This window comes from Kitasatospora sp. NBC_00374 (assembly GCF_041434935.1).
Taxonomy (GTDB): Bacteria; Actinomycetota; Actinomycetes; order Streptomycetales; family Streptomycetaceae; genus Kitasatospora.
Map to the genome: position 1 here is coordinate 6,841,208 of NZ_CP107964.1, position 23,558 is coordinate 6,864,765.

Annotated in this window: 16 protein-coding genes; 6 read left to right on the forward strand and 10 right to left on the reverse strand. The window is 74.7% G+C overall.

Going from position 1 to position 23,558, the window contains the following annotated elements:
* The first annotated feature begins 43 nt into the window (after positions 1 to 43).
* Positions 44 to 1,825: a cation:proton antiporter gene (locus OG871_RS30445; protein WP_371501200.1), complete on the forward strand. Its 1,782-nt coding sequence runs from the start codon at positions 44 to 46 to the stop codon at positions 1,823 to 1,825.
* On the opposite strand, the gene OG871_RS30450 is transcribed toward OG871_RS30445, so the two are convergent.
* The 3 genes from OG871_RS30450 to OG871_RS30460 form a co-directional block, all read right to left on the reverse strand.
* The gene (locus tag OG871_RS30450) at positions 1,806 to 3,386 is read right to left on the reverse strand and encodes a GMC oxidoreductase (protein ID WP_371501201.1); all 1,581 of its coding nucleotides are present in this window, start codon (positions 3,384 to 3,386) and stop codon (positions 1,806 to 1,808) included. The two genes, OG871_RS30445 and OG871_RS30450, sit on opposite strands and share 20 nt — an antisense overlap.
* A 61-nt stretch (positions 3,387 to 3,447) precedes the next feature.
* Positions 3,448 to 4,395, reverse strand: coding sequence for a cyclase family protein (locus OG871_RS30455; RefSeq protein ID WP_371501202.1), 948 nt, complete (start codon positions 4,393 to 4,395; stop codon positions 3,448 to 3,450).
* Positions 4,396 to 4,418: 23 nt separating this feature from the next.
* Positions 4,419 to 6,236 (reverse strand): glycoside hydrolase family 15 protein, encoded by a 1,818-nt coding sequence (locus OG871_RS30460; protein ID WP_371501203.1) that lies wholly within the window; start codon positions 6,234 to 6,236, stop codon positions 4,419 to 4,421.
* 167 nt (positions 6,237 to 6,403) lie between these two features.
* Between OG871_RS30460 and OG871_RS30465 the strand changes: the two genes are divergently transcribed.
* The 4 genes from OG871_RS30465 to OG871_RS30480 all read left to right on the forward strand — a co-directional run bounded on the left by OG871_RS30465 (position 6,404) and on the right by OG871_RS30480 (position 11,380).
* On the forward strand, positions 6,404 to 7,357 hold the full coding sequence (locus tag OG871_RS30465) for a DUF389 domain-containing protein (RefSeq protein WP_371503473.1): 954 nt from the start codon (positions 6,404 to 6,406) through the stop codon (positions 7,355 to 7,357).
* A gap of 146 nt (positions 7,358 to 7,503) precedes the next feature.
* The gene (locus OG871_RS30470; protein WP_371501204.1) at positions 7,504 to 8,937 is read left to right on the forward strand and encodes a DUF2252 domain-containing protein; all 1,434 of its coding nucleotides are present in this window, start codon (positions 7,504 to 7,506) and stop codon (positions 8,935 to 8,937) included.
* 162 nt (positions 8,938 to 9,099) lie between these two features.
* Positions 9,100 to 10,443: a chloride channel protein gene (locus OG871_RS30475; RefSeq protein WP_371501205.1), complete on the forward strand. Its 1,344-nt coding sequence runs from the start codon at positions 9,100 to 9,102 to the stop codon at positions 10,441 to 10,443.
* Between the two features lie 10 nt (positions 10,444 to 10,453).
* Entirely contained in the window at positions 10,454 to 11,380 is a 927-nt protein-coding gene (locus OG871_RS30480; protein ID WP_371501206.1) for an aldose 1-epimerase family protein, read from the forward strand.
* On the opposite strand, the gene OG871_RS30485 is transcribed toward OG871_RS30480, so the two are convergent.
* The 6 genes from OG871_RS30485 to OG871_RS30510 all read right to left on the reverse strand — a co-directional run bounded on the left by OG871_RS30485 (position 11,377) and on the right by OG871_RS30510 (position 20,197).
* Entirely contained in the window at positions 11,377 to 11,811 is a 435-nt protein-coding gene (locus OG871_RS30485; protein ID WP_371501207.1) for a hypothetical protein, read from the reverse strand. The two genes, OG871_RS30480 and OG871_RS30485, sit on opposite strands and share 4 nt — an antisense overlap.
* Positions 11,812 to 11,969: 158 nt before the next feature.
* Entirely contained in the window at positions 11,970 to 12,284 is a 315-nt protein-coding gene (locus OG871_RS30490) for a hypothetical protein (protein WP_371501208.1), read from the reverse strand.
* Positions 12,281 to 14,842 carry an Hsp70 family protein gene (locus OG871_RS30495; RefSeq protein ID WP_371501209.1) on the reverse strand — a complete coding sequence of 854 codons (2,562 nt, stop codon included), beginning with the start codon at positions 14,840 to 14,842 and terminating at the stop codon, positions 12,281 to 12,283. The genes OG871_RS30490 and OG871_RS30495 overlap by 4 nt, the downstream gene beginning before the upstream one ends.
* A gap of 16 nt (positions 14,843 to 14,858) precedes the next feature.
* Complete coding sequence (locus OG871_RS30500; RefSeq protein WP_371501210.1) at positions 14,859 to 15,533, reverse strand: nucleotide exchange factor GrpE; 675 nt, start codon at positions 15,531 to 15,533, stop codon at positions 14,859 to 14,861.
* A gap of 5 nt (positions 15,534 to 15,538) precedes the next feature.
* Entirely contained in the window at positions 15,539 to 15,964 is a 426-nt protein-coding gene (locus OG871_RS30505; RefSeq protein ID WP_371501211.1) for a hypothetical protein, read from the reverse strand.
* A gap of 72 nt (positions 15,965 to 16,036) precedes the next feature.
* Entirely contained in the window at positions 16,037 to 20,197 is a 4,161-nt protein-coding gene (locus OG871_RS30510; RefSeq protein ID WP_371501212.1) for a hypothetical protein, read from the reverse strand.
* A gap of 189 nt (positions 20,198 to 20,386) precedes the next feature.
* Between OG871_RS30510 and OG871_RS30515 the strand changes: the two genes are divergently transcribed.
* Positions 20,387 to 22,180, forward strand: coding sequence for a hypothetical protein (locus OG871_RS30515; RefSeq protein WP_371501213.1), 1,794 nt, complete (start codon positions 20,387 to 20,389; stop codon positions 22,178 to 22,180).
* Between the two features lie 66 nt (positions 22,181 to 22,246).
* On the opposite strand, the gene OG871_RS30520 is transcribed toward OG871_RS30515, so the two are convergent.
* Complete coding sequence (locus OG871_RS30520; protein WP_371501214.1) at positions 22,247 to 23,491, reverse strand: MFS transporter; 1,245 nt, start codon at positions 23,489 to 23,491, stop codon at positions 22,247 to 22,249.
* Between the last annotated feature and the right edge of the window lie 67 nt (positions 23,492 to 23,558).

Here is a 23,558-nt window from a genome sequence, read left to right on the forward strand (position 1 = left end):
GGCCGGCCGCAGCGGCCACCGACGGACCCCGCGGAGGGGCACCGTGACCACGGACGAGATCACGATCGGTCTCGGCCTGATCACGGTGCTGGCCGTCGGCTCCCAGCTGCTGGCGAGCCTGCTGCGCATCCCCGCGATCCTCGTGCTGCTGCCGGTCGGCTTCACCGCCGGCGCGCTGACGGACGACGTCAACCCCGAGCGTCTGCTGGGCGACGCCTTCTCCCCGCTGGTGTCGCTGGCGGTCGCGGTGATCCTCTACGACGCCGGCCTCGGGCTCGACCTGTTCCGGCTCAGGGGCCACACCCGCCGGGTGGTGGTCCGGCTGCTCTGGCTCGGCGCGCTCGTCACCTGGGTGTCGGCCGCGCTGCTCGCGGTGCCGCTGATCGCCATGTCGATGACCGCCGCGGTGATGCTCGGGGCCATCCTCGTCGTCAGCGGCCCCACCGTCGTCGGACCGCTGCTCGCGTACGTCCGGCCGACCGAGCGGCTGCAGCGGATCCTGGTCTGGGAGGGCGCCCTGATCGACCCGCTCGGCGGAATCCTGGGCGCGCTGGTCTTCCACGGCGTCCTCGCCAGCGGGGAGGACGGCCGGGTCGAGCAGCTCATCAGGTTCTTCGGCAGCGCGGCGGTCGGACTGGCGGCCGGTGCGGCCGGTGCGGCCGTGCTCTGGCTGCTCCTGCGGCACCTGGCGCTCGGGGAGGTCCTCGGCACCACCGTGCAGCTGGCCGCCGTGGTCGGGGTGTCCGCCGCCTGCGACGTCGTCCGGGACGACACCGGCCTGATCTCCGCCGTCGTGATGGGGATGGCGCTGGCCAACCTGCCGGGGCTGGACATCCCGGTCCGGCGTCCGTTCCTGGAGACCCTGGTCTCGCTGACCATCGGCCTGCTCTTCGTCTCCATCTCGGCCACCGTCACCCCGCACTCGCTGGTGCACGTGGCGCTGCCCGCCCTCGGCCTGGTCGCCCTGCTCGTCCTGGTGGTCCGGCCGCTGGTGGCGCTGCTCGCCACCGCCCGTACCGACGTGCCGCGCGGGGAGCGGTGGTTCATCGGCTGGATGGCCCCCCGGGGCATCGTCGCCGCGGCCACCGTCTCCACCTTCTCGGCCCCGCTGGTCCAGGCGGGCGTCGCCGGCGCGCAGAAGATCCTCCCCGCCACCTTCGTGGTGATCGTGGCCACCGTCACGGTCTACGGTCTGACCGCCCTCCCGGTGGCCCGCCGGCTGGGCGCCCTGCGCTCCGCGCGCTCGCGGCCGCTGCTGGTCGGCGGCGCCCCCTGGGTGATCGACCTCGGCCTGGCCCTGCGCACGGCCGGGCTGGACGTGCTGATGTGGGCCGGTCTCGAACCGGAGCGCCGCAGCATCCGGGCGGCCGGCCTGGAGCTGGCCCCCGGCGAACTGCTCGCGTCGGCCACCGGCGCCGGCGCCGAGTTGGAGGGCATCACCGGCGTGCTGCTGCTCACCGACGAGGACGACTTCAACGCGCTCGCCTCGACGACCCTCCAGGAGGTCGTCGAGGGCCGCGTCCACCGCCTCGGGCCGCCCACCGACAGCCACGGCGTGGTCGCCCCGTACGCCGGCGGCGAGGCGCTGTTCCCCGCCGGGCTCAACCGGCCGGAGGTGACCCGGCGCTACCGGGAAGGCGCCCGGATCGTGACGCACCGCGTCGACGGCACGCTCCCGGACGGGCACCAGATGCTGTTCCTGGTGCGCCCGGACGGGCGGCTGGTGGCGGTCACCGAGTCGCAGAAGCCCGAGCCGAGCCCCGGGGACATCGCCGTCCTGCTCGGCCCCACGCCGGCCGGGGACGTCAGCCCAGCCGCTCCGTGAGGTGGTCGCCCACCCGCAGGGCGTTGGCGATGGCGGTCAGCGACGGGTTCACCGCGCCGATGCTCGGGAAGAAGCTGGTGTCCACCACGTAGAGGTTGTCGAGGTCGTGCGCCTTGCAGGTGACGTCGAGGGCGGAGCTCGCCGGGTCGGCGCCGAAGCGGACGGTGCCCGCCTGGTGTGCGGTGGCCCCGATCGGCATCCCCTTGTGCAGGTAGAGGCTGTGCGGGAGCAGGTGGTGCGGGTGCATGCCCAGGTGCTCCAGCATGCCGTGCAGCTTGTGCCGCAGCCGCTTCAGCCCCTCGATGTTGTTCTTCTCGTCCAGCGCGAGGTGGATGTCGCCGTCGTCGTCCAGGGTGACCCGGTTGTCCGGGTGCGGGAGATCCTCGCCGCACAGCCAGAAGTCCACCGCGTGGTGGGCCAGCACCTCGAACGGCATGTCCGGTGAGGCCATCCCGGCCCAGCGCGGCGCCTCGCCCTTGATCTGGTCGGCGTCCGACTTGCCGAGCATCTGCACGCCGCCGAGCGGGTAGTCCCAGTCGTCCGCGCCCAGGTACCAGTCGTTCAGGGCGAGGGTCTTCTGGAACCGGGTGTCGTTCGGCTCCCGGGAGACCGCCATCAGGGCGAGGTTGTTGTGCCGCATGTAGTGGCGGCCGACGGTGTCGGAGCTGTTGGCCAGGCCGCGCGGATGGCGTTCGTTCGCCGAACGCAGCAGCAGGGCGGCGGAGTTGACGGCCCCGCAGGCGACCACCACGAGGTCGCCCCGGAAGCGGGCCGTGGAGCCGTCCGCCAGCTCCGCGACCACGGCGGTGACGGTGCGTCCGCTGTCGTCCGTCTCCAGCTTCCGGACGTTGGCGCCGGTGACCATCGTGACGTTGTCGTGCTCCAGCGCCGGCTCGACGCAGATCACCTCGGCATCGGCCTTTCCCCGGACCAGGCAGGGGAAGCCGTCGACCCGGTTGCAGCGGATGCACACACTCCCGTGGGTCGCGCCGCCCTCGGCGTCCTGGGTGAGGTTGACCCCGATCGGCAGGTGGAAGGGGTGCAGGCCCTGCTTCTCCAGGTCGTCGCTGAGCTGCTGGATCCGCGGCTCGTGCCGCACCGGCGGGTGCGCGTACTGGGCGCTGACCGGGCCCTCGCCCGGGTCCTCGCCGTGCCGGCCGTGCACCAGGTACAGGTGCTCGGCCTGGGTGTAGTAGGGCTCCAGGTCCTCGTAGCGGATCGGCCAGGCGGGCGAGACACCGCCGTGGTGGCGCAGCTCGCCGAAGTCCTCCGGGCGCAGCCGGAACAGCGCGGCGCCGTAGAACTTGGTGTTGCCGCCGACGTAGTAGTTGACCTCCGGCGGGAACTGCTCGCCGTGCTTGTCGTACCAGAACTCGGGGGCGCGGTACTTGCCCTTGACGAAGACCGCGGTGGACTCCCAGTTGTCGCGCTCCCGGGGGAGGTAGTCGCCGCGTTCCAGGATCAGCACGCGTCGGCCCGAGGGGGCGAGGCGGTGGGCGAGGGTGCCGCCGCCCGCGCCGGTGCCGATCACGATGACGTCGTAGTGCTGGCTGTCGGTCATGCGGACCACCGTCCTTCGGGTCGCCGGCCGGGGTCGGACGGCGTACGTGTCGGTGCCGTGATCACAGGATCGCGATCGGGTTGACGGGGGAGCCGGTGGCCTGGGGCAGCCGCAGCGGGGCGACCACGCAGAGGAAGGACCAGCGGCCGTGCTGTGCGCAGATCGGTACCAGATCCTCGAACTGGAGGTAGTCGAGCAGGTGCAGCCCGAGGGCGTGCACCGCGAGCACGTGGACCGGGAAGGCGACGCCCTCGGTCGGGCTGGGCGCGGTGTCGTTGTTGCCGTCGCCGCCGAGGGCCGCGATGCGCCGCTCGGCGGCGAACCGCACGGCGTCGGGGTGCAGCCCGGCCCTGGCGTGGGCGGCGTCCCACGGGCCGGACTCGGTGCGCCGGCGCCGGTGGCCGACCCGGACGAACAGCAGGTCGCCCTCGCCGACCCGGACCTGCTGGGCGCGTTCGGCGGCGCGCAGCTCGTCCGCGGTGACGTGGTCGCCCGGTTCGAGCCAGGGCACGCCCCGCAGCCGGGGGATGTCGAGCAGGACGCCGCGTCCGACGATCCCGTCGCGGGCCAGTTCGACGGAGAGTGCGGTGGCCCCCGTCGGGGTCACGGTGGTGGCGGGGACGCCGCCGTGCAGCGTGCCGTCGTAGACGACGTGGCACAGCGCGTCCAGGTGGCTGTCGGCGTCGCCGTGCACGTTCATGCCGAAGTGGTCGGTGGCGAAGTGCAGTCCGTGCGCGTGGGCCTCGTCCTCGGGCGGGCCGGTGAGCCGGTGGCCGGCGGGCTGCGGGTTGTCGGGGCCGGGCCGGGTCTCGACCGGCGCGGCCATGGTCACGGTGCGGCCCAGCCGGACTTCGCCCGCCGCGGCCCGGACGGTGGCGGCGGTGATGGTCTCCAGGGCGCCCCGGCCGCCGGTGCGGCCCGCGGCCGACTCACGCAGGCTCCGGTACAGCGCGCGGAACTCGTCCCGGCTCTGGCGCGGCGCACGGCCGGCCGCGGTCTGTGCGGTCATGGGGTGGCAGTCCTCACGGGGGGTCAACCGCGCTGCTTCTCCAGCGCCTCGTCCAGGGTGCTGGCCGCCATGATCAGCGACAGGTGGGTGAACGCCTGTGGGAAGTTGCCCAGTTGCTCACCGCTCGGGCCGATCTCCTCGGCGAACAGGCCGACGTGGTTGGCGTAGGTGTGCATCTTCTCGAAGGTGTAGCGCGCCGTGCGCAGCCGCCCGGCGCGGGCCAGGGCGTCGACGTAGAGGTAGGTGCAGAGGCTGAAGGTGCCCTCCGAGCCGCGCAGTCCGTCCGGCGAGGCCGCGGGGTCGTACCGGTAGACGAGGCTGTCCGAGACCAGCTTGCGCTCCATCGCGTCCAGGGTGGACAGCCAGCCCGGGCTCTTCGGCGACAGGAACCTGACCCGGGGGATCAGCAGCAGCGAGGCGTCCAGCACGTCGCCGCCGTAGTGCTGCACCAGGGCCTGTTCGCGCTGGCTCCAGCCCTTGTCCATGACCTCGTCGAGAATGGTGTCCCGGGCGGTGGTCCAGAGCTCGGTGTTGGCGGGCCGGCTCAGGTCGAAGGCCAGCCGCAGGGCGCGGTCGAACGCGACCCAGCACATCACCCGGCTGTAGGTGAAGTCCTTGCGTCCGCCGCGGGTCTCCCAGATCCCCTCGTCCGGCCGGTCCCAGTTGTCGGCCAGCCAGTCCATGGCGCGGGCGAGGCCCTTCCAGCCGTGGTAGCCGGTCTGCACCCCGACTTCGAGGCTCTCGGTGAGGGCGTACATGGCCTCGCCGTAGATGTCGAGCTGGAGTTGGTCGGCGGCGGCGTTGCCGGCCCGGACCGGGCGGGAGCCCCGGTAGCCCTCCAGGTGCTCCAGGATCTCCTCGGTGAGATACGGGTCGCCGTCGACCCGGTACATGATCTGGAGCCGCTCGCCGGGGATCTCCGCCCGGTCGCGCATCCGGTCGCCGAGCCAGTGGGTGAACTGCGTGGCCTCCTCGATGAATCCGAGGTCGAGCAGGGCGCGCACGGACAGCGAGCCGTCCCGGACCCAGGTGTACCGGTAGTCCCAGTTGCGCTCGCCGCCGACCTGTTCGGGCAGGCCCATGGTGGCGGCGGCGACCGGTGCGCCGGTGGGCGCGAAGGTGAGGAGTTTGAGGGTGATCGCGGAGCGGTTCACCATCTCGGCCCAGCGGCCGCGGTAGCGGGAGGTGTGCAGCCATTGCTGCCAGAAGTCGACGGCCTCCCAGAGCTGGGCGGTGGTCTCCTCGACGGTGCGCGGCGCCGGTGCGGGCCCGTCGGCGTCGCAGGCGGTGAACGCCGCCATCGCGGACTCGCCGACACCGAGCGTGACCGTCCCCCGGACGTCGTCGCCGTCCCGCTCCAGCGGGAAGCTGGCCTGGAGGTGGCCGGTGATCCCCGGGCCGCGGAAGACGGCGCCTTCGGGCCGCAGATCGAGCTCGTGCGCGGCGCGGCCGTAGTCGAACCGCGGCCGGCACTCCAGGACGAACCGTACGGTGCCGCGCACGGCCCGGACGACCCGTAACAGGGTGTGCCGGTCGGTGGGGGTGTGGCTGGTGTTCGCGGTCATCCAGTCGACGACCTCGCCGACCCCTTCCGGCGACATGAAGCGGGTGACCAGCACGCCGGTGTCCGGGTAGTAGAGCTGTTTGCAGGTCGAGTCGGAGCTGTCGGGCGCCAGCAGGAAGTAGCCGCCGCGGTCGTGGTCGAGCAGCGCGGCGAAGATGCTGGGGGAGTCGAAGCGGGGCGAGCAGAACCAGTCGACGGCGCCCTGGGACGAGACCAGGGCGGCGGTCTGCAGATCGCCCACCAGACCGTGGTCGGCGATGGGGGGATAGCGGTCCATGGGGCCGTCCAATCTCAGACTGATCCCTACACGGCCACTATCCGACAGCCTGGACACCTGCGCCTCCCGTGGTGGCGTGCCCGGACGGCGCGGGATTGCCGAACCCCTTGTCCACGGCGTTACTTGAGGTGGGTATCGGCCACCGCAGCCACGGAGGTTCGCAGATGGTGGACCTGCTGCACATCCGGGTGGTGAGCCCGCCGGACCTCACCGAGCGGGCCGTCGGCATCCTGACCGCCGACCCGTGCGTCCTCAACCTGGTCGTGCAGCCCGGCGTCGTCCGCCATCCGCAGGGCGACGCCATCGCCTTCGACGTCCTGACCGGGGCGGCCAACGAGGTCCTGCGCGGCCTGCGCGACCTGGCGATCGACCGCCGTGGTTCGATCGCCATCGAACCCGTGGACGTCCACTTCTCCGGCCCGGCCGCCGAGGCCGGGGCGCGCCACCTGGGTTCGGCCGGCGGCGCACCCGTCTGGGAGCAGGTCGAGGCCCGGATCCGGGCCGAGGGCCGGTACGCGCCGAGCTTCTTCCTCTACCTCGTCATCGCCGGGATGATCGGCGCGGTGGGGATCGTCACCAACTCCCAGATCCTGATCGTCGCGGCCATGGTCGTCGGCCCCGAGTACGGTGCCATCGTCGGCATCGCGCTGGGCGTCGACCGGCGCGACCGGCTGCGGGTCCGGCGGGGGCTGCGGGCCCTGGTCCTCGGATTCCTGCTGGCCATCGCCGTCACCCTGCTGTTCGCCCTGATGATCCGCGGGTTCGAACTGGAGTCGGAGGCGTTCCGGCTCGGGCTGCGGCCGGTGTCCAACCTGATCAACTCGCCCAACTTCTTCTCCTTCGCGGTGGCGGCCCTGGCGGGGATCGTCGGGATCGTCTCGCTGACGGAGGCGAGGACCAGCGCCCTGCTCGGGGTGTTCATCTCGGTCACCACCATCCCGGCGGCCGCGGACATCAGCGTCTCGATCGCGTTCGGCAGCTGGAACGAGGCCGGCGGGTCGCTCGTCCAGCTGCTGGTCAACATCGTGGTCCTGGTCGTGGTCGGCACGCTCACCCTCCGCGCCCAACGAGCGATCTGGCGGCGGATCGGGCTGCGCAACGGCCCGGCGCAGAAGCCGTAGCCGCTTGCCCGGCGCGGTCGGCCCGGCTGGCCTGCCCGCGGCGTCCGGGCGACAGCCGCCGCGGCACCGCCGACACTGGAAGTCGGGGCTGGGACCAGGTCCGGCCGCCGGGACCCCGGCAGCCGCCCACGAGCCAGGAGGCCCGCATGCCGAAGAAGCAGACCACGGCGGCCGACGGCGCCGCGTACCGGACGCCCGAGGAACGGGCCGACCGCGGCAAGGCCGCCCGCCGCCGCGTACCGCGTTCGAGCCACGCCGAGTACGAGCCGAAGAAGAAGCGGCCGGACCCGGTGGACCTGCTGGAGGCCCAGTCCGCGGCCAGGCTGCCGGAGCTCGTGCCCGTCCGCTACGGCCGGATGATCGAGTCGCCGTTCCGGTTCTACCGGGGCGCCGCCGCGATCATGGCCAGCGACCTCGCCGACACCCCGAAGTCCGGAATCAGGACCCAACTGTGCGGCGACGCCCACCTGTTGAACTTCCGGATGCTGGCCTCGCCGGAACGGCACCTGCTGTTCGACCTCAACGACTTCGACGAGACACTGCCCGGCCCGTGGGAGTGGGACGTCAAACGGCTCGCCACCAGCATGGTCATCGCGAGCCGGGCCAACGGCTACGACGACGCGGAACGGGCCGACATCGTGCTGGCCACCGTGCGCTCGTACCGCGAGGCCATGCGGCGGTTCGCGGAGATGCGGACGCTGGACGTCTGGTACGCCCAGGCGGACCTGGCCCTCGTCCAGCAGCTGGCCGAGGGCCGGCTGGAGAAGCGCGGCCGCAAGAGGCTGGCCAAGGAGGCGGCCAAGGCCCGCGGCCGCGACAGCCTTCAGGCCTTCGACAAGCTGACCGAGACGGTGGACGGCCGGCCCAGGATCGCGGCCGACCCGCCCCTGCTCGTCCCGCTCGCCGATCTGCTCCCGGACGTTGAACGGGACGCCCTGATGGGCCAGTTCCACGAGCTGGTCCGGCGCTACGGGAGCACCCTCGCCGCCGACCGCCGCCACCTGCTCGGCCAGTTCAGACTGGTGGACATCGCCCGCAAGGTGGTCGGCGTCGGCAGCGTCGGCACCCGCTGCTGGATCTTCCTGCTGCTCGGCCGGGACGGCCGGGACCCGCTGTTCCTCCAGGCCAAGGAGGCCGACACCTCGGTACTGGCCCCCTTCGCCGGTGCGAGCGAGTACCAGAACCAGGGCGAGCGGGCGGTCGCCGGCCAGCGGCTGATGCAGGCCGCCAGCGACATCTTCCTCGGCTGGGAGCGGGTCGACGGGATCGACGGCCGTCGGCGCGACTTCTACATCCGCCAACTGCGCGACTGGAAGGGCATCGCCGAGCCCGAGCTGATGGTGCCGAGCGGATTGCGGGCCTTCGGTGAACTCTGCGGCGGCATCCTGGCCCGTGCCCACGCCCGTTCCGGAGACCGGATCGCCATCGCGGCGTACCTGGGCGGCGGCGACAGCTTCGACCTGGCGGTGGCCACCTTCGCCGAGCTCTACGCCGACCAGAACGAACGCGACCACCAGGCCCTGGTGGACGCCGTCCGCACCAGCCGGGTCGCCGCCGAGGAGGTGACGCCCTCGTCCTGACCCCGACGGCCCGCCGTTGGGCCGGGGGAATGACAGTCGTGCGGCCTCGGCGCCGCGGCGGTCGGCCCTGCCCGGGGCGGCCGCCGCGGCGTGGTATCACGGCATGGACGCCCCGGGGAGGGCGGACCCCCGAGGACTTCCGGCGCTGAGGAGACGGTGACCATGTCGGCCAGGCCCGCCGGAGCACCCGCGACGGCCCCGGCCGACCCGTTCGCCCTGGTGCGCACCCGCGGCTATCTCGTCCTGCTGGCGATGACCGCCGTGCTCGGCGTCCCGATCTCGGCGATGGCGTTCGGCTTCCTCGCCCTGGTCTCCGAACTCCAGTCGCTGACCTACACCGACCTGCCCGAGGCGCTCGGGTTCGACGGCACGCCCGACTGGTGGCCGCTTCCGCTGCTCGCCCTGTGCGGCCTGCTGGTCGCGCTGACCATCCGCTACCTGCCCGGCATCGGCGGTCACAAGCCGGCCGAGGGGCTGAACACCTCAGGGGTGCCGTCGGCGGTCGAGCTGCCGGGCGTCCTGATCGCCGCCCTGGCCACCCTCGGGCTCGGCGCCGTCCTCGGCCCCGAGGCGCCGCTGATCGCGCTCGGCGGCGGGCTGGCCGTGGCCGCCGCCCGCCTGGCGAAGCGGGACCTCGCCCCGGACGCGGCCGCCGTGGTGGGCGTCTCGGGGAGCTTCGCCGCCATCAGCACGCTGCTCGGCTCGCCACTGCTCGGGGCGTTCCTGCTGATGGAGGCCTCCGGTCTCGCCGGGGCGAGGCTCGGGATGGTCCTGGTGCCGGGACTGCTCGCGGCCGGCATCGGCTCGCTGATCTTCACCGGGCTGGGCTCCTGGACCGGCCTCGGGACGTACTCACTCACCCTGCAGGGCATCCCGCACGCCTCCGCGCCCGACATCGCCGGGTTCGGCTGGGCCCTCGTCATCGGGGTGGCCGCCGGCGTCGTCGGGGTGGGGATCCGGCGGTCCGCGCTGTTCCTGCAGCCACGGGTGGAACGGCGCATGATCCCCGCCACCGTGCTGGCCGGCGTCGTGGTCGGCCTGTTGGCCCTGGCCTACGCCGAGCTCACCGGGAAGTCCGCCTCCGAGATCCTCTACTCCGGCCAGGACGCGCTGAGCCCCCTGCTCGACGACCGGGCGCAGTACTCCGTGGGCGCGCTGGTGGTGCTCGTCGTCTGCAAGTCGCTGGCGTACGGCGTCTCGCTCAGCTGCTTCCGCGGCGGACCGATCTTCCCGTCGATGTTCGTGGGCGCGGCGGGCGGGCTCGCGCTCTCCCACCTCCCCGGGCTGCCGACCGCGGCCGCCTTCGCCATGGGCATCGGCGCGATGTGCGTGGCCATGCTCGGACTCCCCATGACGGCGGTGCTGCTGGCCACCCTGCTGCTGGGCGCCGACGGCCTCACCGTCATGCCGCTGGTGATCGTCGCGGTCGTGGTGGCGTACGTGGTGTCCCTGCGCCTCACCCCCGTCCCGGCCGCCGAACCCGTACCGGCCGCCGAACCCGCCTAGGAGGTCCGCCATGTCCGACAGCCCGACCGGGCAGCAGCTGACGCTGCGCCACGACGAGCAGACCGCCACCGTGGTCGAGCTCGGCGGCGCGCTGCGTGAGTACACCGTCGGCGGGCGGCCGGTACTGGACGGCTTCGCCGCCGACCGGCGGATCGCCGGCGCCCGCGGACAGCTGCTGGTGCCGTGGCCCAACCGGATCGGCGGCGGCCGCTACCACTGGCGGGGGCAGGACCTCCAGCTGCCGCTCACCGAGCCGGAGCACGGAAACGCCATCCACGGCCTGCTCCGCTGGACCTCCTGGCAGGTGCTGGAACGCGATCCGCACCGGATCCTGCTCGCCGCCACCGTCTGGCCGCAGCCCGGTTACCCGTTCCACCTCGACGTCCGCGCCGAGTACGTGCTCGGCGCGGACGGGCTGGAGGTCGCCGTCACGGCCCACAACCTCGGCGAGGAGACCGCGCCCTACGGCACCGGCCAGCACCCCTACCTGACGGTGGGCACCGACCTGGTGGACGAGGCGGTGCTCGGCCTGCCGGCCCGGCGCTGGCTGCCGACCGACGCGCAGGGCATGCCCACCGGCACCGAACCGGTGGCCGGCACGCCGTACGACTTCCGCGCCCCGCGCACCATCGGCACCCAGCGCCTGGACACCGCGTTCACCGAGCTGGAACGGGACTCCGCCGGCCTGGCCGTGGTGCGCCTCGCCCACCCGTCGGGCTCGCACGGGGTCGACCTGCGGCTGGGCGAGGGCGTCGACTACGTCCAGGTGTACACGGGTGACACCCTCCCCGAGGCGGCCCGCCGCCGGGGCGTCGCGGTCGAGCCGATGAGCTGCCCGCCGGACGCCTTCCGCAGTGGCACCGCCCTGGTGGAGCTCGCCCCCGGCGCCCGGCACACCCTCCGCTGGGGGCTGCAGGCCTGGGGGACGGCGGGCTAGACCTTCTCCCGCAGCGAACCCGCGCAGAGCGCCCAGATGATGAAGATGTCGATGGCGATCAGGATGACAGCCCAGAACGGGTAGTACGGCAACCACAGGAAGTTGGCGATCGCCGACAGGCCCGCGAGTCCGACGCCGACCGCGCGGGCCCACACCGCCCCGGTGAACAGCGCGCAGCCGGCCAGGACGATGACGATGCCCAGGATCAGATGGACCCAGCCCCAGCCGTTCACGCTGAACTGGAACGCGTAGTTCGGGGTCTTCACGATCAGGTCGTCCTTGGCGATGGCGGCGATGCCCTGGAAGATCGCCATCGCCCCACCGAAGATCATCAGTACTGCGGCGAGCACGGTCCAGCCGGACCGGAAGGGATGCCCCGAGTTCGTGGAAGCCGCACTTCCCGCTCGCGGATCGTTGACGTTACTGGCCATCTCGGGCCTCCTTGGCCGACGAAGCCACCGGGCCGGCCCCCGGCCGACCGGCGGCCTTTCGTTCCAGCTTTCCACGCCGGCGCCGAGTCGGCCCCCCGCAGCGCCCCGCCCCCGGCGGAGCCGGCCGGGCCGCCCGTGCGGCGGCCCGGCCCACCGCCTCAGATCCGCAGCACCGCCGCCGCGGCGCTGGCCTCCTCCTCCGCGCCCACCCGCGCGGACACGTCCGCGAGCAGCGCCCACGCCGGGCGCAGCTCCGGCTCCGCCGCCACCGCACGCCGAAGCAGCACCAGCGCCGACGCGTCGTCACCGGCGCGGGCCCGGGCGAGCGCCTCGTTGTAGTCGATCCGCCCGGCGTACCGCAGCCGGACCAGCGCCGCCAGATCCTCCCGGCAGGACGGGCAGCGCAGGCTCTCCGGCTCCGCCGGCACCCCGCACTGCGGGCACGGCACCTCGATCGGGGGCACCTCGCTCATCGGGGACCAGCCTCCTCCGGGCGCACCGGGCCGACCTGCTCCGGCAGCGGATCGTCGCCGAGCTCCCGCTGCGCCTCCGCGTACAGCAGCAGCAGCGCCGAGTTGTGCCGGTTGGCGGCCTCCATGTTGGCCGACTCCACGGCCCTGTCCAGCCCGCGCAGCTCCGCCATGATCCGCTGGGCCAGCGCGGGGGAGACCAGGCTCTGGTTGACGTAGACGTTGCACATCGTCAGCATCCGGAAGGTGTGCCCCAGCGAGTCGCACAGCTCGTCCGCGTGGGCCGCGGCGGCCATCGCGCCCTCCCAGTCCGCCGCCTCCCGGCGCAGCCGGAGCTCCGACGCCACCGCACGCAGGCGGCGCAGGTCGCTCGGGTCGAGGTGCTTCTCGCAGTAGTGGAGGAACAGGCTCAGGTACGCCTCCGAGCCGCGCACCCAGCGCTGTGCCTTCAGCTGGAACTGGGCTCGCTCCAGGGCCGCGTCCACCGACTGCCCCTTGGTCTGGCCGGCGGCCATGTCGTCCAGGGTGTCCATCAGCTGCTGCGCCTCGCGCAGCTCGGCCTCGGTGAGCTCGGCGCCCCAGCGGTCGGTGAAGCTCTCGATCTGCCGCTGCTGGTCCTCCACCTGGACCTTGAGTTCCGGATCGAGGGTGACCCGCTCCAGCTTGACGGTCTTCTCGTCGCCGCCCTGGATCCGCACCGAGAGGGTGATGGTGCGGTCCCGGTCGAGGCCGAAGGAGACGTCCACCGGGGTGCGGCCACCGAGCCCGGCCGGCAGCCGCAGGGTGAGGTGGCCGATCAGCTCGTTCTGCTGGGCGATCTCGTGCTCGCCCTCGTAGACCGCGACCTCCAGCCGCTGGCGCCCGCTGCCCGAGACCACGAACTCCCGGCTGACCGGCGCGGAGGTCGGATAGCTGGTGTTCTTGGGGATGATGACGGCCAGCCGGCCGTCGTTGAGCTCGATGCCCAGGTTCTTCGGGGTGATGTCGAACGGGTTGGTCACCTGCATCAGCTCACCGCACGAGGCACAGACCTCGGTGCCGGGCGGGTTGACCACGCCGCAGCCGGCGCAGCGCAGACCCACGTCCTCGGCCGCGGTCGAGGTGGCCCCGGCCGCCGCGCCGGCCTGGCCGCCGAGGGTCTCCCCGCAGAGCTCGCAGGCGGTGGCGCCGGCGGCGGCCGGGGTGCCGCACCGAGGGCAGCCGCGGGTCTGTGCGGCGGGGGCGGCCTGGGCGGCCGCGACCGGGGCGGCCCCGGCGGCCTCCAGGACGTGCTCGCACTTGGGGCAGGCGTCCGCGGCCGGGTCGACCGGCAGGTGGCAGCCCGGGCAGGACACCCGCGGGCCGCCCAGCAGGGAGGCGGCGCAGTTCGAGCAGGCCGAGGCGGCGAGGTCGCCGGGCGCCCGGCACTCCGGGCACTCCACCTCGGAGACCAGCGCGGACTGCACGGCCGCGCCCAGCGCCACGCACTGCATCGGGTTGACGCCGCGGCGGATCCGCTTGGGCCCGAACACCTCGCCCAACCGCCGTGCCACCAGCGGGATCGAGGTGGAGCCGCCGACCAGCAGCACCTCGTCGATGTCCCCGACGGTGAGGTTGGCCTGCATGATGGCCTTGTGGGTGAGCTCGATGGTGCGCTCGATCCGGGCCTCGATCAGCTCCTCGAAGCGGGGCCGCTCGAAGACCGTCTCCAGCACCAGCTGGCCGGCGCCGAGCCCGGCCAGGACGACGTCCGAGGCCTCCTGGTTGGACAGCTCGATCTTGACGACCTCGGCGGCGGAGGCGATCCGGGGCCGGTCGCGGCGGTCGGGCTGGTAGTCCGAGCCGTACTCCTCGCGGATGTCCTCCAGCAGCGCGGTGGTGATGGCCCGGTCGAAGTCGTCGCCGCCGAGCAGGTTGTCGCCCTCGATGCCGAGCACCGAGACCGAGCCGGGCACCAGCAGCAGGATCGAGATGTCGAAGGTGCCGCCGCCGAGGTCGTAGACCAGGACGGTACGGCCCTCGTCCCCGGCCTCGTTGGTCATCCCGTACGCGAGGGCCGCCGCGGTCGGCTCGTTGATCACCCGCAGCACGTGCAGGCCCGCCATCCGGCCGGCCTCCTGGGTGGCCGCGACCTGGCGTTCACCGAAGTAGGCGGGGACGGTGATGACGGCCCGCTGGAAGGGCTCGCCGAAGCGCTGCTCGGCGTCCTCCTTGAGCCGGTGCAGGATGATCGCGGAGATCTCGACCGGCGTGTAGGAGCGTCCGTCGAACCAGACGTTGACGTCGCCGTCGGTGCCCGCGGTGACCTTGTAGTCCAGCTCGTCGAGGGCGGCCTGCACCTGGGGGTCGCGGAACCTGCGGCCCACGAAGCGCTTCACCGAGCGGATCACGTTCTCGCCGTCGAGGGCCAGGCGGCCCCGCGCGGTGGAGCCGACCAGCAGCTCGCCGCGCCGGCCCCGGCCGACGACCGAGGGCGTGGCCTCCTGGTTCTGCCGGTTGAAGATGATCTCCGGTTCGCCCCGGCGAAGGTGCGCCACGACGGAGTTGGTGGTGCCCAGATCGATACCGAGTGTGCGGTACATGTCTTCCCCTCTGTTCCTAACGCTTCCGTCGCCTGCGCCGGCCGTTCCACGCCGCGGCCTTCCGGGGGCCACCGGATGCCGGCGCGGATGCCGGCGCCGGCGGCTCGGCGGGCTCGGCGGGCTCACCGGGCTCGCTGGGCTCACTGGTCTCGGCGGGCTCCGGTGACGTGGGCTCCGGTGACGTGGGCTCGGGTGGCGTGGGCTCCGCCCCCGCCGCTTCGGGCGGCGGCGCGGTGGCGACCACGACCTGGGCCCGGCGCAGCACCTCGTCGTTCCAGAAGAAGCCGGTGACCACGGTCTGCACGACCGTCTCCGGCTCCAGACCGGGCCGCACCTCGCCGCCGACGATCTCGGACAGCGCCGGATCCGCCGCCAGCCCCTCCAGCCGCATCGGCCGTACCCCCGCCTTGGCCAGCTTGCCCAGCAGCCGGCGGCGGGTGGCCTCGATCCCCGCCCCCCGGCCCAGCAGGACCAACTCCGGGTCCAGGCCGAGCGCGGCGAGCGCGTCGTCCACCTCCACCAGCAGCCCGAGCAGCTCCCGCTGGGCGGCCGCGGCCGACCGCGCCTCCTCGCCCCTGAGCCGCTGCAGCAGCGAGGCCCGGTAGAGCAGCTGGCTGAACGCCTGGGCCAGATCGACCTCCAGGGCCCGCTGCGGCACCTCCAGCGGTTCGCCCAACTCCTGCGTGGTCATGGCGCTCACTCCGGGATCTCGATCGGCGGCAGCACGGACAGGTCGGCGGCGAAGCGCTCGGGGACGGGCGGCTCGGGGTCCACACCCGCCGGCGCCGGGTCGGCGAAGTCCGCCGCCAACTCCCCGCGGTGCAGCACCAGAAGCCGCTCGGCGGACGGCGGTTCGGACGGTCCGACCACCAGCAGCGGCTCGGCCAGGGCCGGGGCCAGCAGCTCCGCCACCCCCTCCACCGGGTCCGGCGGCAACTGCTGCTGGACGTCCAGCTCCAGCCGCCGGTCCGGGTTGCGCAGCAGCGCCGCGGCCTCCTGGATCTGCTGACGGCTGTGGCGGCCCGCTCGCATCGCCGGGCCCACGGCGAGGTTGATCTCGCGCACCCCGGCCGTGAGCGGAATGCCCAGGACCTCGTACGGCGACGGTTCGTGCAGCGGCACGACGGCGGTCTCCTCTCCCTCGGCAGTGTCTGGTTGGGCGGTGTGGCGCGGTGCGTTCCGGTTGCGGTGCGGTCAGCGCAGGCTGTTGATCCGCCGTTGGAGCGCGCGCAGCTCCTGGTCGCCCGGGCTGTACTCGACGGCCTTGGCGATCAGCTCCCGGGCCTGTCGGAACTGGCGCGCGTTCGCATGGGCCACGGCCTGCGAGCTGTGCACGATGCCCAGCTCGTTGCGGACCGCGGCGGTGTCCTCCGCGGTGTCGCACATCCGCAGCGCCTGCTCCAGCAGCGAGACGGAGTCGTCGTAGCGGCGCTCGTTGTAGTCGCGCGCCGCCTCGCTGCGCCAGACGCTGACCATCACCCGGCGCAGGTCGCCGGAGTCGTCGTAGGTCTGGGCCTGCCGGAGCAGTGCGGCGCGCTCGGCGAAGGGGCGGTCCTGGAGCTCGTCGAGCACGTGGTTGGCCAGCAGGACCGAGACCCGGCGCGGCGCCTCCCGGGCGGTGTCGCCGGTCCACTCGGGATCGGCCCGCAGGGCTGCGGTCATCCGGTCGACCGCCTCGGTGCGGTGGTCGGCCAGCGCGGCGGAGCGCGCCAGCAGGCGCATCGCGTAGGCGAGGCCGAGCCGGTTGTCCGGGTCGGCGTCGAGGTCGATGAGCTCCTGCCAGAGACCCGCCGCCTCCCAGAGGTCCTTCTCCGGGCCCGGCCGGGTGAGCTCGTTGGCGCGGTTGCCCAGGGCGGCCTGCAGGAAGTGGCGGGCCGTCGGGTCGTCGGGTGCCAGCGTGAGCGCCTTGCGCAGCAGGACCAGCGCGCTGGAGTAGTCCGTGCTCTCGTTGTTGATCTTCCGGGCCAGTTGGGCGTAGGCGGCCCCGAGGTTGCTGCGCACCTCGGTGTGGTCCGGGGCCATGGCCAGCGCCTGCTCCAGCAGTTCCACCGCGCCCGACTGGTCGTCGTCGCTCTCCTTGAGCAGCGCGCGGGCGGCCCGCAGCCCGGAGTCGGCGGCGAGCGCGGCCAGTTCGGCCGGTATCTCCCCACCCGGCAGCGCCCGGAGACGGTCCAGGCCGGCCAGCGCCTCGCGCCAGTCCTGGTGCCGGTGGCGCTCCCTGGCCTGGCTGGTCAGGGCCTCCCGCAGGAGGGCCTGCCAGGCCTCGTCGCGCTCGGCCGCGGGGATCGCGTCCAGCGCGGCGACCGCCGCCGCGTGGCGGCCCTGCAGCAGCAGGTAGCGGTGCGGCCCGAGCGCGTCGAACAGGCCGAGCGCCTCGGTCAGCGGATGGACACCGAACGGCCCGGACCGGCGCCACGGGCGGACCGCGTAGTCGAATTGACCCGCCCAGGCGACGAGCGCGCCCGCCTGCGACTCCTCGTGCAGCAGCCGGCCGAGCGCCGGGCCGAGGACGAGCCGGCGGCCGACGCCGCCGTCCGGGGCGACGTGCAGCTCCTCCTGCGCGAAGGCCTCGGCGCTGCGGGCCTCCATCCCGAGCCGGACGGTCCAGGCGTCGACGTCGTCCGCGCTGAGTCCGCGTGCCTGGTCCAGCTCGCGCAGGTCCCCGCGGAGCCGGTCGGTGAGTGCCGTCCGGGCGGCGGCGATCCGCTGCGGTTCGGTCGGGCGTCCGGTCACGCTCGCCGTCCGGGACCACAGGTCGGGCAGGTGCAGCGCGGACATCAGACAGCCGATCGCCCACGGCCAGTACCGCGCGGCGTCCTCGGCCCCCGCCGGACCCGCCGCCTCGCAGGCGACGGCCAGGCGGTAGCTGACCAGGCCGAGCGAGTGCAGCAGCCGGGGGTGGCCCGGATCCGTGAGCAGCAGCGCGTGGTAGCCGTCCCAGGCCTCCCGGTGCCGGCCCTCGCCGGCGTGGTGCAGGGCCTCGTGCTCCGCCAGCGTGCCGAGTGCGGGGCCGGCGTGCGGGTGGTCCGGTGCCAGCCGTACGGCCTCGCGCAGGTCGGCGGCGGCCCGGACGGCGTCCTGCGCGTCCAGGGCGGCCGCCGCGCGGCGGATCAGGACGGCGATGCGGGCCCGGGGGGCCGCGGTGGGCAGCAGGGCCAGCGCGGCGTCCAGCTCACCCGCCTCGGCCCGCAGCAGTGCGAGGTCGCGCCGGACGGGCACGGAAGCGGCGCCGTCACCGAGGACGTCGGCCCACGCGGTGAGGATCCGCTCGGCCTCCGGGACAAGCCCGGCCCGGCGGGCGCAGCCCAGGACGGCCCGCAGGGCGGGCCCGGCGCAGCCGGCGCAGCGGGCGGAGCCGGCGGTCGCCGGCCGGTACAGGTGCGCGGCGCAGCCCTCCCGGCCGCAGCCGGCGCAGGCGTCGACGGCCGGCTCGGCACAGGCGACGCCGGCTTCGGCCCCGCACCGTGCGCCGTCGGTGACCGCTCGCCCGGCGCCGGGCGCGTCGAGGAAGCTCCGGTGCCACTCCAGCGCCGCCGGCCAGTTCCCGGCCCGTTCGGCGAGCAGCGCCCGGAGCCGGGACACCGCCGGGTCGCCCGCCGGATCCGGTTCCACCGGCGCGAGCAGGGTCACGGTCTGCACCGCACGGCCGGTCAGCAGCGCACCGGCCGCCAGGTGGTAGCGGTCCCGCGGGCCGTCGGCCTGGTCCAGCAGGCCGCCCAGGCCCTCGGCCGAGCCGGCCGCCAGGGCGATCCCGGCCCGCAGCCGCCGCTCCCGCAGCGGCGGTCCTGCGGGCTCCGACCCGTCCGGCGAGCCGGCGGCCGAGCCGGCCAGCGCGAGCGCCTCGGCGGCTGCGGCCCGGCCGTCCGGGAGGTCGCGGGCGGTGATCAGCAGGTGCGCGGCCTCGCGCAGCGCCGCCTCGCGCAGGGCCAGGCGGTAGCCCGGCGCGTCCGGCGCGTCGGTGACGGCCTGCTGCCACAGTGCGCGGGCCGCCGCCGGGTCGGCCGCCAGCCGGCGCCGGGCCAGCCGGTCCCGCAGCAGGGCCAGCCGGCCCGTCAGGTCCGCGTCGCGCAGCGGCTCCCACCGCTCCAGCGCGCCCGCCGGGTCGTCCGCCCGGGCCAGGGCCAGGCCGTGGTGGAAGGCGGCGCTGCGCTCCCAGTGCGAGCCGGTACCGGCCTGCGCGCGCAGCAGCGGCTCCGCCTCCTCGGGCCAGCCGGCCGCCAGCAGCGCCGCGCCCAGCCTGACCCGGGCCGGGCGCCACTGCGGCAGCCCCTCCAGCCCGGCCCGGTACTGCGCCGCCGCCTCGGCCGGCCGCCCGGCGCGCTCGTGCAGCAGGGCCAGGCCCAGCCGGGCGGGTGCGTACGAGGGTGCCGCGGCCAGGGCCGCGGTGAACTGCCCGGTGGCCTCCTCGTCCGCGCTGCGCAGCAGGGCGAGCCGCCCGAGCGCATAGCGGGGGCGAGGGTCCGCCGGGGCCTCGGCGGCCGCCGCCCGGAGATCGGCCGCCGCCCCCTCGATGTCCAGCAGGAACTGCCGGGCCAGCCCCCGGAAGAGCAGCGACTCCGCCCGCAGGGCCGGGCCCCGGGCCCACGGGGACGCCTCGCCCGGGCCCCGCCGCAGCGCCTCGTCGAAGGCCTCCACCGCCTGGGCGTGCCGGCCCGGCGTGCTGAGCAGCGCGCCCAGGCGGAACCAGAGCTCGCTGCCGCCCGCGGGCGCCGCGGTGGCCAGCAGCGCCTCGGCCTCGGCCGCCCGCCCGCTCTCGCGCAGCAGTGCCACCCGGGCCAGGACCGGCCAGTCCCGCTCCGGCAGCGTGGCGCGGGCCGCCGCCGTCACGCTCTCCCGCCGGTCGGTGGCGCCCTCCCGGCACAGACGCTGCAGCCAGTCCAGGGATCGGGAGGCCGACTCGGCCTCGACACCGGGCTCCGCGCCCGGGGCCGTCGCCCGCAGGAAGGCGAGGACCGGCGCGAGGTCGCCGTCCGGGGCCTGCATCCGCTCCTCGGCGAGCTGGCGCAGACTCCAGCGGGGCAGCTGCCTGGCCGGCTCGGCCAGCAGCGGGAAGGCCTCGCGGTAGAGCGGGAGCGCGCCGGGGGCGTTGCCCAGCGCGGCGGTCGCCCCGGCCTGGCCGAGCAGGGCGAGGCCGCGGTGCGGCCGCAGCGCCTCGGGCGCGGCCGCCAGCCGGCCGGCCAGCGCGGCGTACCGGCGGCGGGCCTGCTCCTGCTGTCCGGCCGTGGCCTTGGCCGCCGCGGCGGTCAGCGCCCTGGCCACCGACTCGGGGTCGAGCGCCCGTCCGCGCCGGACCAGCGCGAATCCGCCCCAACCGACCAGTGCCGCCAGCACAAGCACCAGCGCGAGCAGCGCCATGCCCCGTCCCCCTGCAGTTTCGGATCCGCCGGCGCCACCCAACCATGATGTCGATCAAGGAGATTGACGCCTCGTCAAGATTTTCCCCAGTAGGCTCAGGATAGGGCTTTCGGGGGGCGTCGGGACGGAAAAGAGCACTATCCTGAGGCTGCGGAACGCTGGGGCCGGGTCGTTTCAGTCGGGGGTGGAGTGTCCGAGTCGCGTTGGGTGCCCGGGCTCCGGTTCGGGCCGGAGTTCGACCCCGAGCAGTACGAACTGCTGGAGTTCCACCACCGCGGCGGCGAGGCCGAGGTGTGGCGGGCGGTACGCACCGGCCACAGCGGGCTCAAGGAACTGGTCGCCGCGAAGATCATGCTGGAGCGCGATCCGTCCGAGGTCCGCCGCTGGCTCGGCCGCTGGGACGACGTCTCGCACAACGCCCACCGCCTCGGCATCACCGACCTGGTGGTGCCCTCCTTCCTGCTCGGGCCCTCGCCACACCGGCCGGGCAGCCCGCCGGGCACCGGACTGCTCGGCTACCAGATCTCCCCCTGGGTCGAGGGCGTGCCGCTGCACACCTGGGCCCGGGCCAACCGCGGCGGGCTCCCGGCCGCCGCCGAGGTGCTGGTCCGGCTCTGCCGCATCGTCGACGAGCTGCACCGCAGACGCTGGGTGCACCGGGACATCTCCCCGGCCAACGTCCTGGTGGACGCCGAGGGCCGGGTCAAGCTGATCGACCTGACCTTCCTCGCCCCGCTCGACCACACCCTGACCGTCGCCGTCTTCACCCCCGGCCACGTGCCGCCCGAGGCCGAGCAGGTCGGCGGCTTCCCGGCCGTCGCCAAGGACCTCTTCGCCGTCGGCACCCTCGCCCGCAGCCTGCTGCTGCCCGAGCACGGACGCCTGGACCACCGGCCGGCCGCCGACCAGGCCCGGCGCGAGCTGACGGCGGCCGGCTTCGGGGAGGAACTGGCGCAGTGGGCCTGCGAGCCGCTGCACCACGACCCGGCCCGGCGGCCCGCGCCGCTCGGCCCCTGGGCGGCCCGCGGACGCGAACTGCTGCGTGCCCACCGGGCCCTGCCGCGCACCTCCTGCCTGACGGTGCTGTCCGACACCGCCGGCCGGCCCCTGGTGGTCTCCGGCGGCGCGGCCGGGGTGGCCTTCGCCGGCCCCGGCCGGGCCGCCCACGAACTCCCCTCCGACCGGGGGCCGGACGCCGTCGCCGACCTGGTGGCGGGCCGGGCCGGCCGGCGGGCCGAGCTCGCGGTGTTCGCCGAGGACCGCGCGGGCACGCTCTGGGTCGGCAACGCCTCCGGCTGGTGGGAGGCGGCCCGCGGGGTCAGCGGCGTGGCCGGGGCCGTGAACGGCTCGGGCGAGCTCGTCGTGTGGACGGCCCGGGCCGGCGCGCTGCACTCGTTCCGCTGGGCCCCGGGCGTCACCCTCACCGGCCAGGAACTGCCCCGCTGCCCGGCCGAACGGGTGCTCGCGGCCGTCGAGGAACGGGCCGGGACGTGGTCGGTGCTGGTGGAGCAGCGCGGCCGGCTGCTGTGCTGGCGGGTGGGCGCCCAGGACCATCCCGAGCAGCTGGGCGCCCCCGGTGCCGTCCGCGGGGCGGCGCTGGCCCGCTCCTCGGCGGGGCCGCAGGCCGCCGTCCTGCGGCCGGACAGCTCCGTCCAGCTGCACCGGCTCGCGGAGGCGGCCGCCGGCCCGAGCGAGATCGGCGAGGCGGAGTCCGTCCTCGGCGTGGCCATGGCCGGCCACCGCGGCGGCCCGACCATCGCGCTGGCCGGCGCGGGCGGCGTCCGCGTCCGGCTGCCCGCCGCCGGGGGAGCCCGCCGCGCCCGCTGGTGGCGCCCGACACTGCGTCCCGCCACCCGGGTCGCGCTGTCCGTCGGCGAGGACTGGCGGCTGTCGCTGGCCGCCGTGGTCGAGGACGAGCTGCAGTGCTGGCAGGAGGACGAGGCCTACCGCTGGCAACCCGTCGGTCTGGACCAGGAGCGCTGACGGGGCCTCACCACGCCGCGGGCGGGAGCGTCGGGGCGGTCGTCGCGGCGCCCGCCCGCGGCCGGGTCAGCCGGTCGCCCTGCTCGGCCGGGACGCCACCGAGGCCCCCAGCAGGAAGAGCGCCGCGCCGCAGGCCTGGACGACCGCCAGTGCCGTGAACGTCCGCGAGATGCCCGCGGACTCCACGACGGTGCCGACCGCCGCGAGCCCCAGCGTGCCGCCGGAGAGCGCGGCGGCGGCGATCACGGTGAGGGTGGCGGAGCGCAGCGGCGCCGGGATCGCGGCGGTGCGCACCGCGACCATCGGCGCGTTCGACAGGCCGTTCAACAGCCCCACCACGGCCAGGAAGACCGCCAGCGAGAGCGGCCCGAGCGGGAACAGCAGAGCCAGGAAGACGACGCCCTGACCGACCCGGCCGAGGACGGCCAGCCGCAGGTTGGACAGCCTGCGCAGGGCGGGACCGACCAGGAAGGTGCCCAGCAGCGCACCGCCGCCGAAGGCGCCCAGCAGGACACCGGACAGCGCCGACGAACCGTGCCGGAGCAGCACGAAGACCGGGATCAGGGCGAACAGGGCCTGCCAGGCACCCTCGCCGAGGATCTGGGCCAGCGTCCAGCGGCCGAGCATCCTGTCCCTGACCAGGACGGCCAGGCTGTCGCGGAGCCGGCCGTGCCGCGGTGCCACCGGGACGGCGAGGTCGCGCGGCAGCCCCCAGCGGATGAGGAGTGCGGAGGCGAGGAAGCTGAGCGCGTCCAGGAACAGCACGGCCGGGGCTCCCATCACCGCGATCAGCAGTCCGGCGGTCGGCGGCCCGAGCAGGATGGTGAGGCGGGTGGCGCCCTGCAGACGGGCGTTGGCCTTGCTGAGCAGCGTCTGGTCGTCCCCGACCAGAGCGGGCAGGATGGCCTGCTGACTGGCCACGTAGGGGGCGAAGAACGAGCCGACCGCGAAGAGCAGCACCATGAACACCGGCATGCCGAGCAGCCCGGCCGCGTGCAGCAGGGGCACCAGGGCGATCAGCGGTGCGCGGGCCGCGTCGGAGAACAGCAGCACCTTGCGCGGACCGAGCCGGCCCGCCAGGCTCGCGCCCAGCAGCCCGAACACCGCGACGGCCACCATCTGAGCCGCCATCACCCTGCTCATCGCGGCCGGCGATCCGGTGCTCTGCAGGGCGAACCACGGCAGCGCGACGGCGCTCAGCTGGGACCCCGTCATCGACAGGACTTCCGCGCACAGCAGGATTCGTAGCGTGCCCGGGCGGCGGGCTTCGGTCGCCCCGGCCGGTGGAGCGGCGGGAGTCGTCGATCCCATGTCATCCCTTTCGGTTGGTGGAGTGCCGATGCCGGGGCCCCGCCCGGCCCGTGCCGTTCGGCCCGAC

Bases quoted from the DNA above. Each gene is read 5' to 3' on its own strand.
- OG871_RS30450 (WP_371501201.1), bottom strand. From the start codon at position 3,386: ATGACCGACAGCCAGCACTACGACGTCATCGTGATCGGCACCGGCGCG.
- OG871_RS30455 (WP_371501202.1), bottom strand. From the start codon at position 4,395: ATGACCGCACAGACCGCGGCCGGCCGTGCGCCGCGCCAGAGCCGGGAC.
- OG871_RS30460 (WP_371501203.1), bottom strand. From the start codon at position 6,236: ATGGACCGCTATCCCCCCATCGCCGACCACGGTCTGGTGGGCGATCTG.
- OG871_RS30470 (WP_371501204.1), top strand. From the start codon at position 7,504: ATGCCGAAGAAGCAGACCACGGCGGCCGACGGCGCCGCGTACCGGACG.
- OG871_RS30475 (WP_371501205.1), top strand. From the start codon at position 9,100: ATGTCGGCCAGGCCCGCCGGAGCACCCGCGACGGCCCCGGCCGACCCG.
- OG871_RS30480 (WP_371501206.1), top strand. From the start codon at position 10,454: ATGTCCGACAGCCCGACCGGGCAGCAGCTGACGCTGCGCCACGACGAG.
- OG871_RS30485 (WP_371501207.1), bottom strand. From the start codon at position 11,811: ATGGCCAGTAACGTCAACGATCCGCGAGCGGGAAGTGCGGCTTCCACG.
- OG871_RS30490 (WP_371501208.1), bottom strand. From the start codon at position 12,284: ATGAGCGAGGTGCCCCCGATCGAGGTGCCGTGCCCGCAGTGCGGGGTG.
- OG871_RS30495 (WP_371501209.1), bottom strand. From the start codon at position 14,842: ATGTACCGCACACTCGGTATCGATCTGGGCACCACCAACTCCGTCGTG.
- OG871_RS30500 (WP_371501210.1), bottom strand. From the start codon at position 15,533: ATGACCACGCAGGAGTTGGGCGAACCGCTGGAGGTGCCGCAGCGGGCC.
- OG871_RS30510 (WP_371501212.1), bottom strand. From the start codon at position 20,197: ATGGCGCTGCTCGCGCTGGTGCTTGTGCTGGCGGCACTGGTCGGTTGG.
- OG871_RS30520 (WP_371501214.1), bottom strand. From the start codon at position 23,491: ATGGGATCGACGACTCCCGCCGCTCCACCGGCCGGGGCGACCGAAGCC.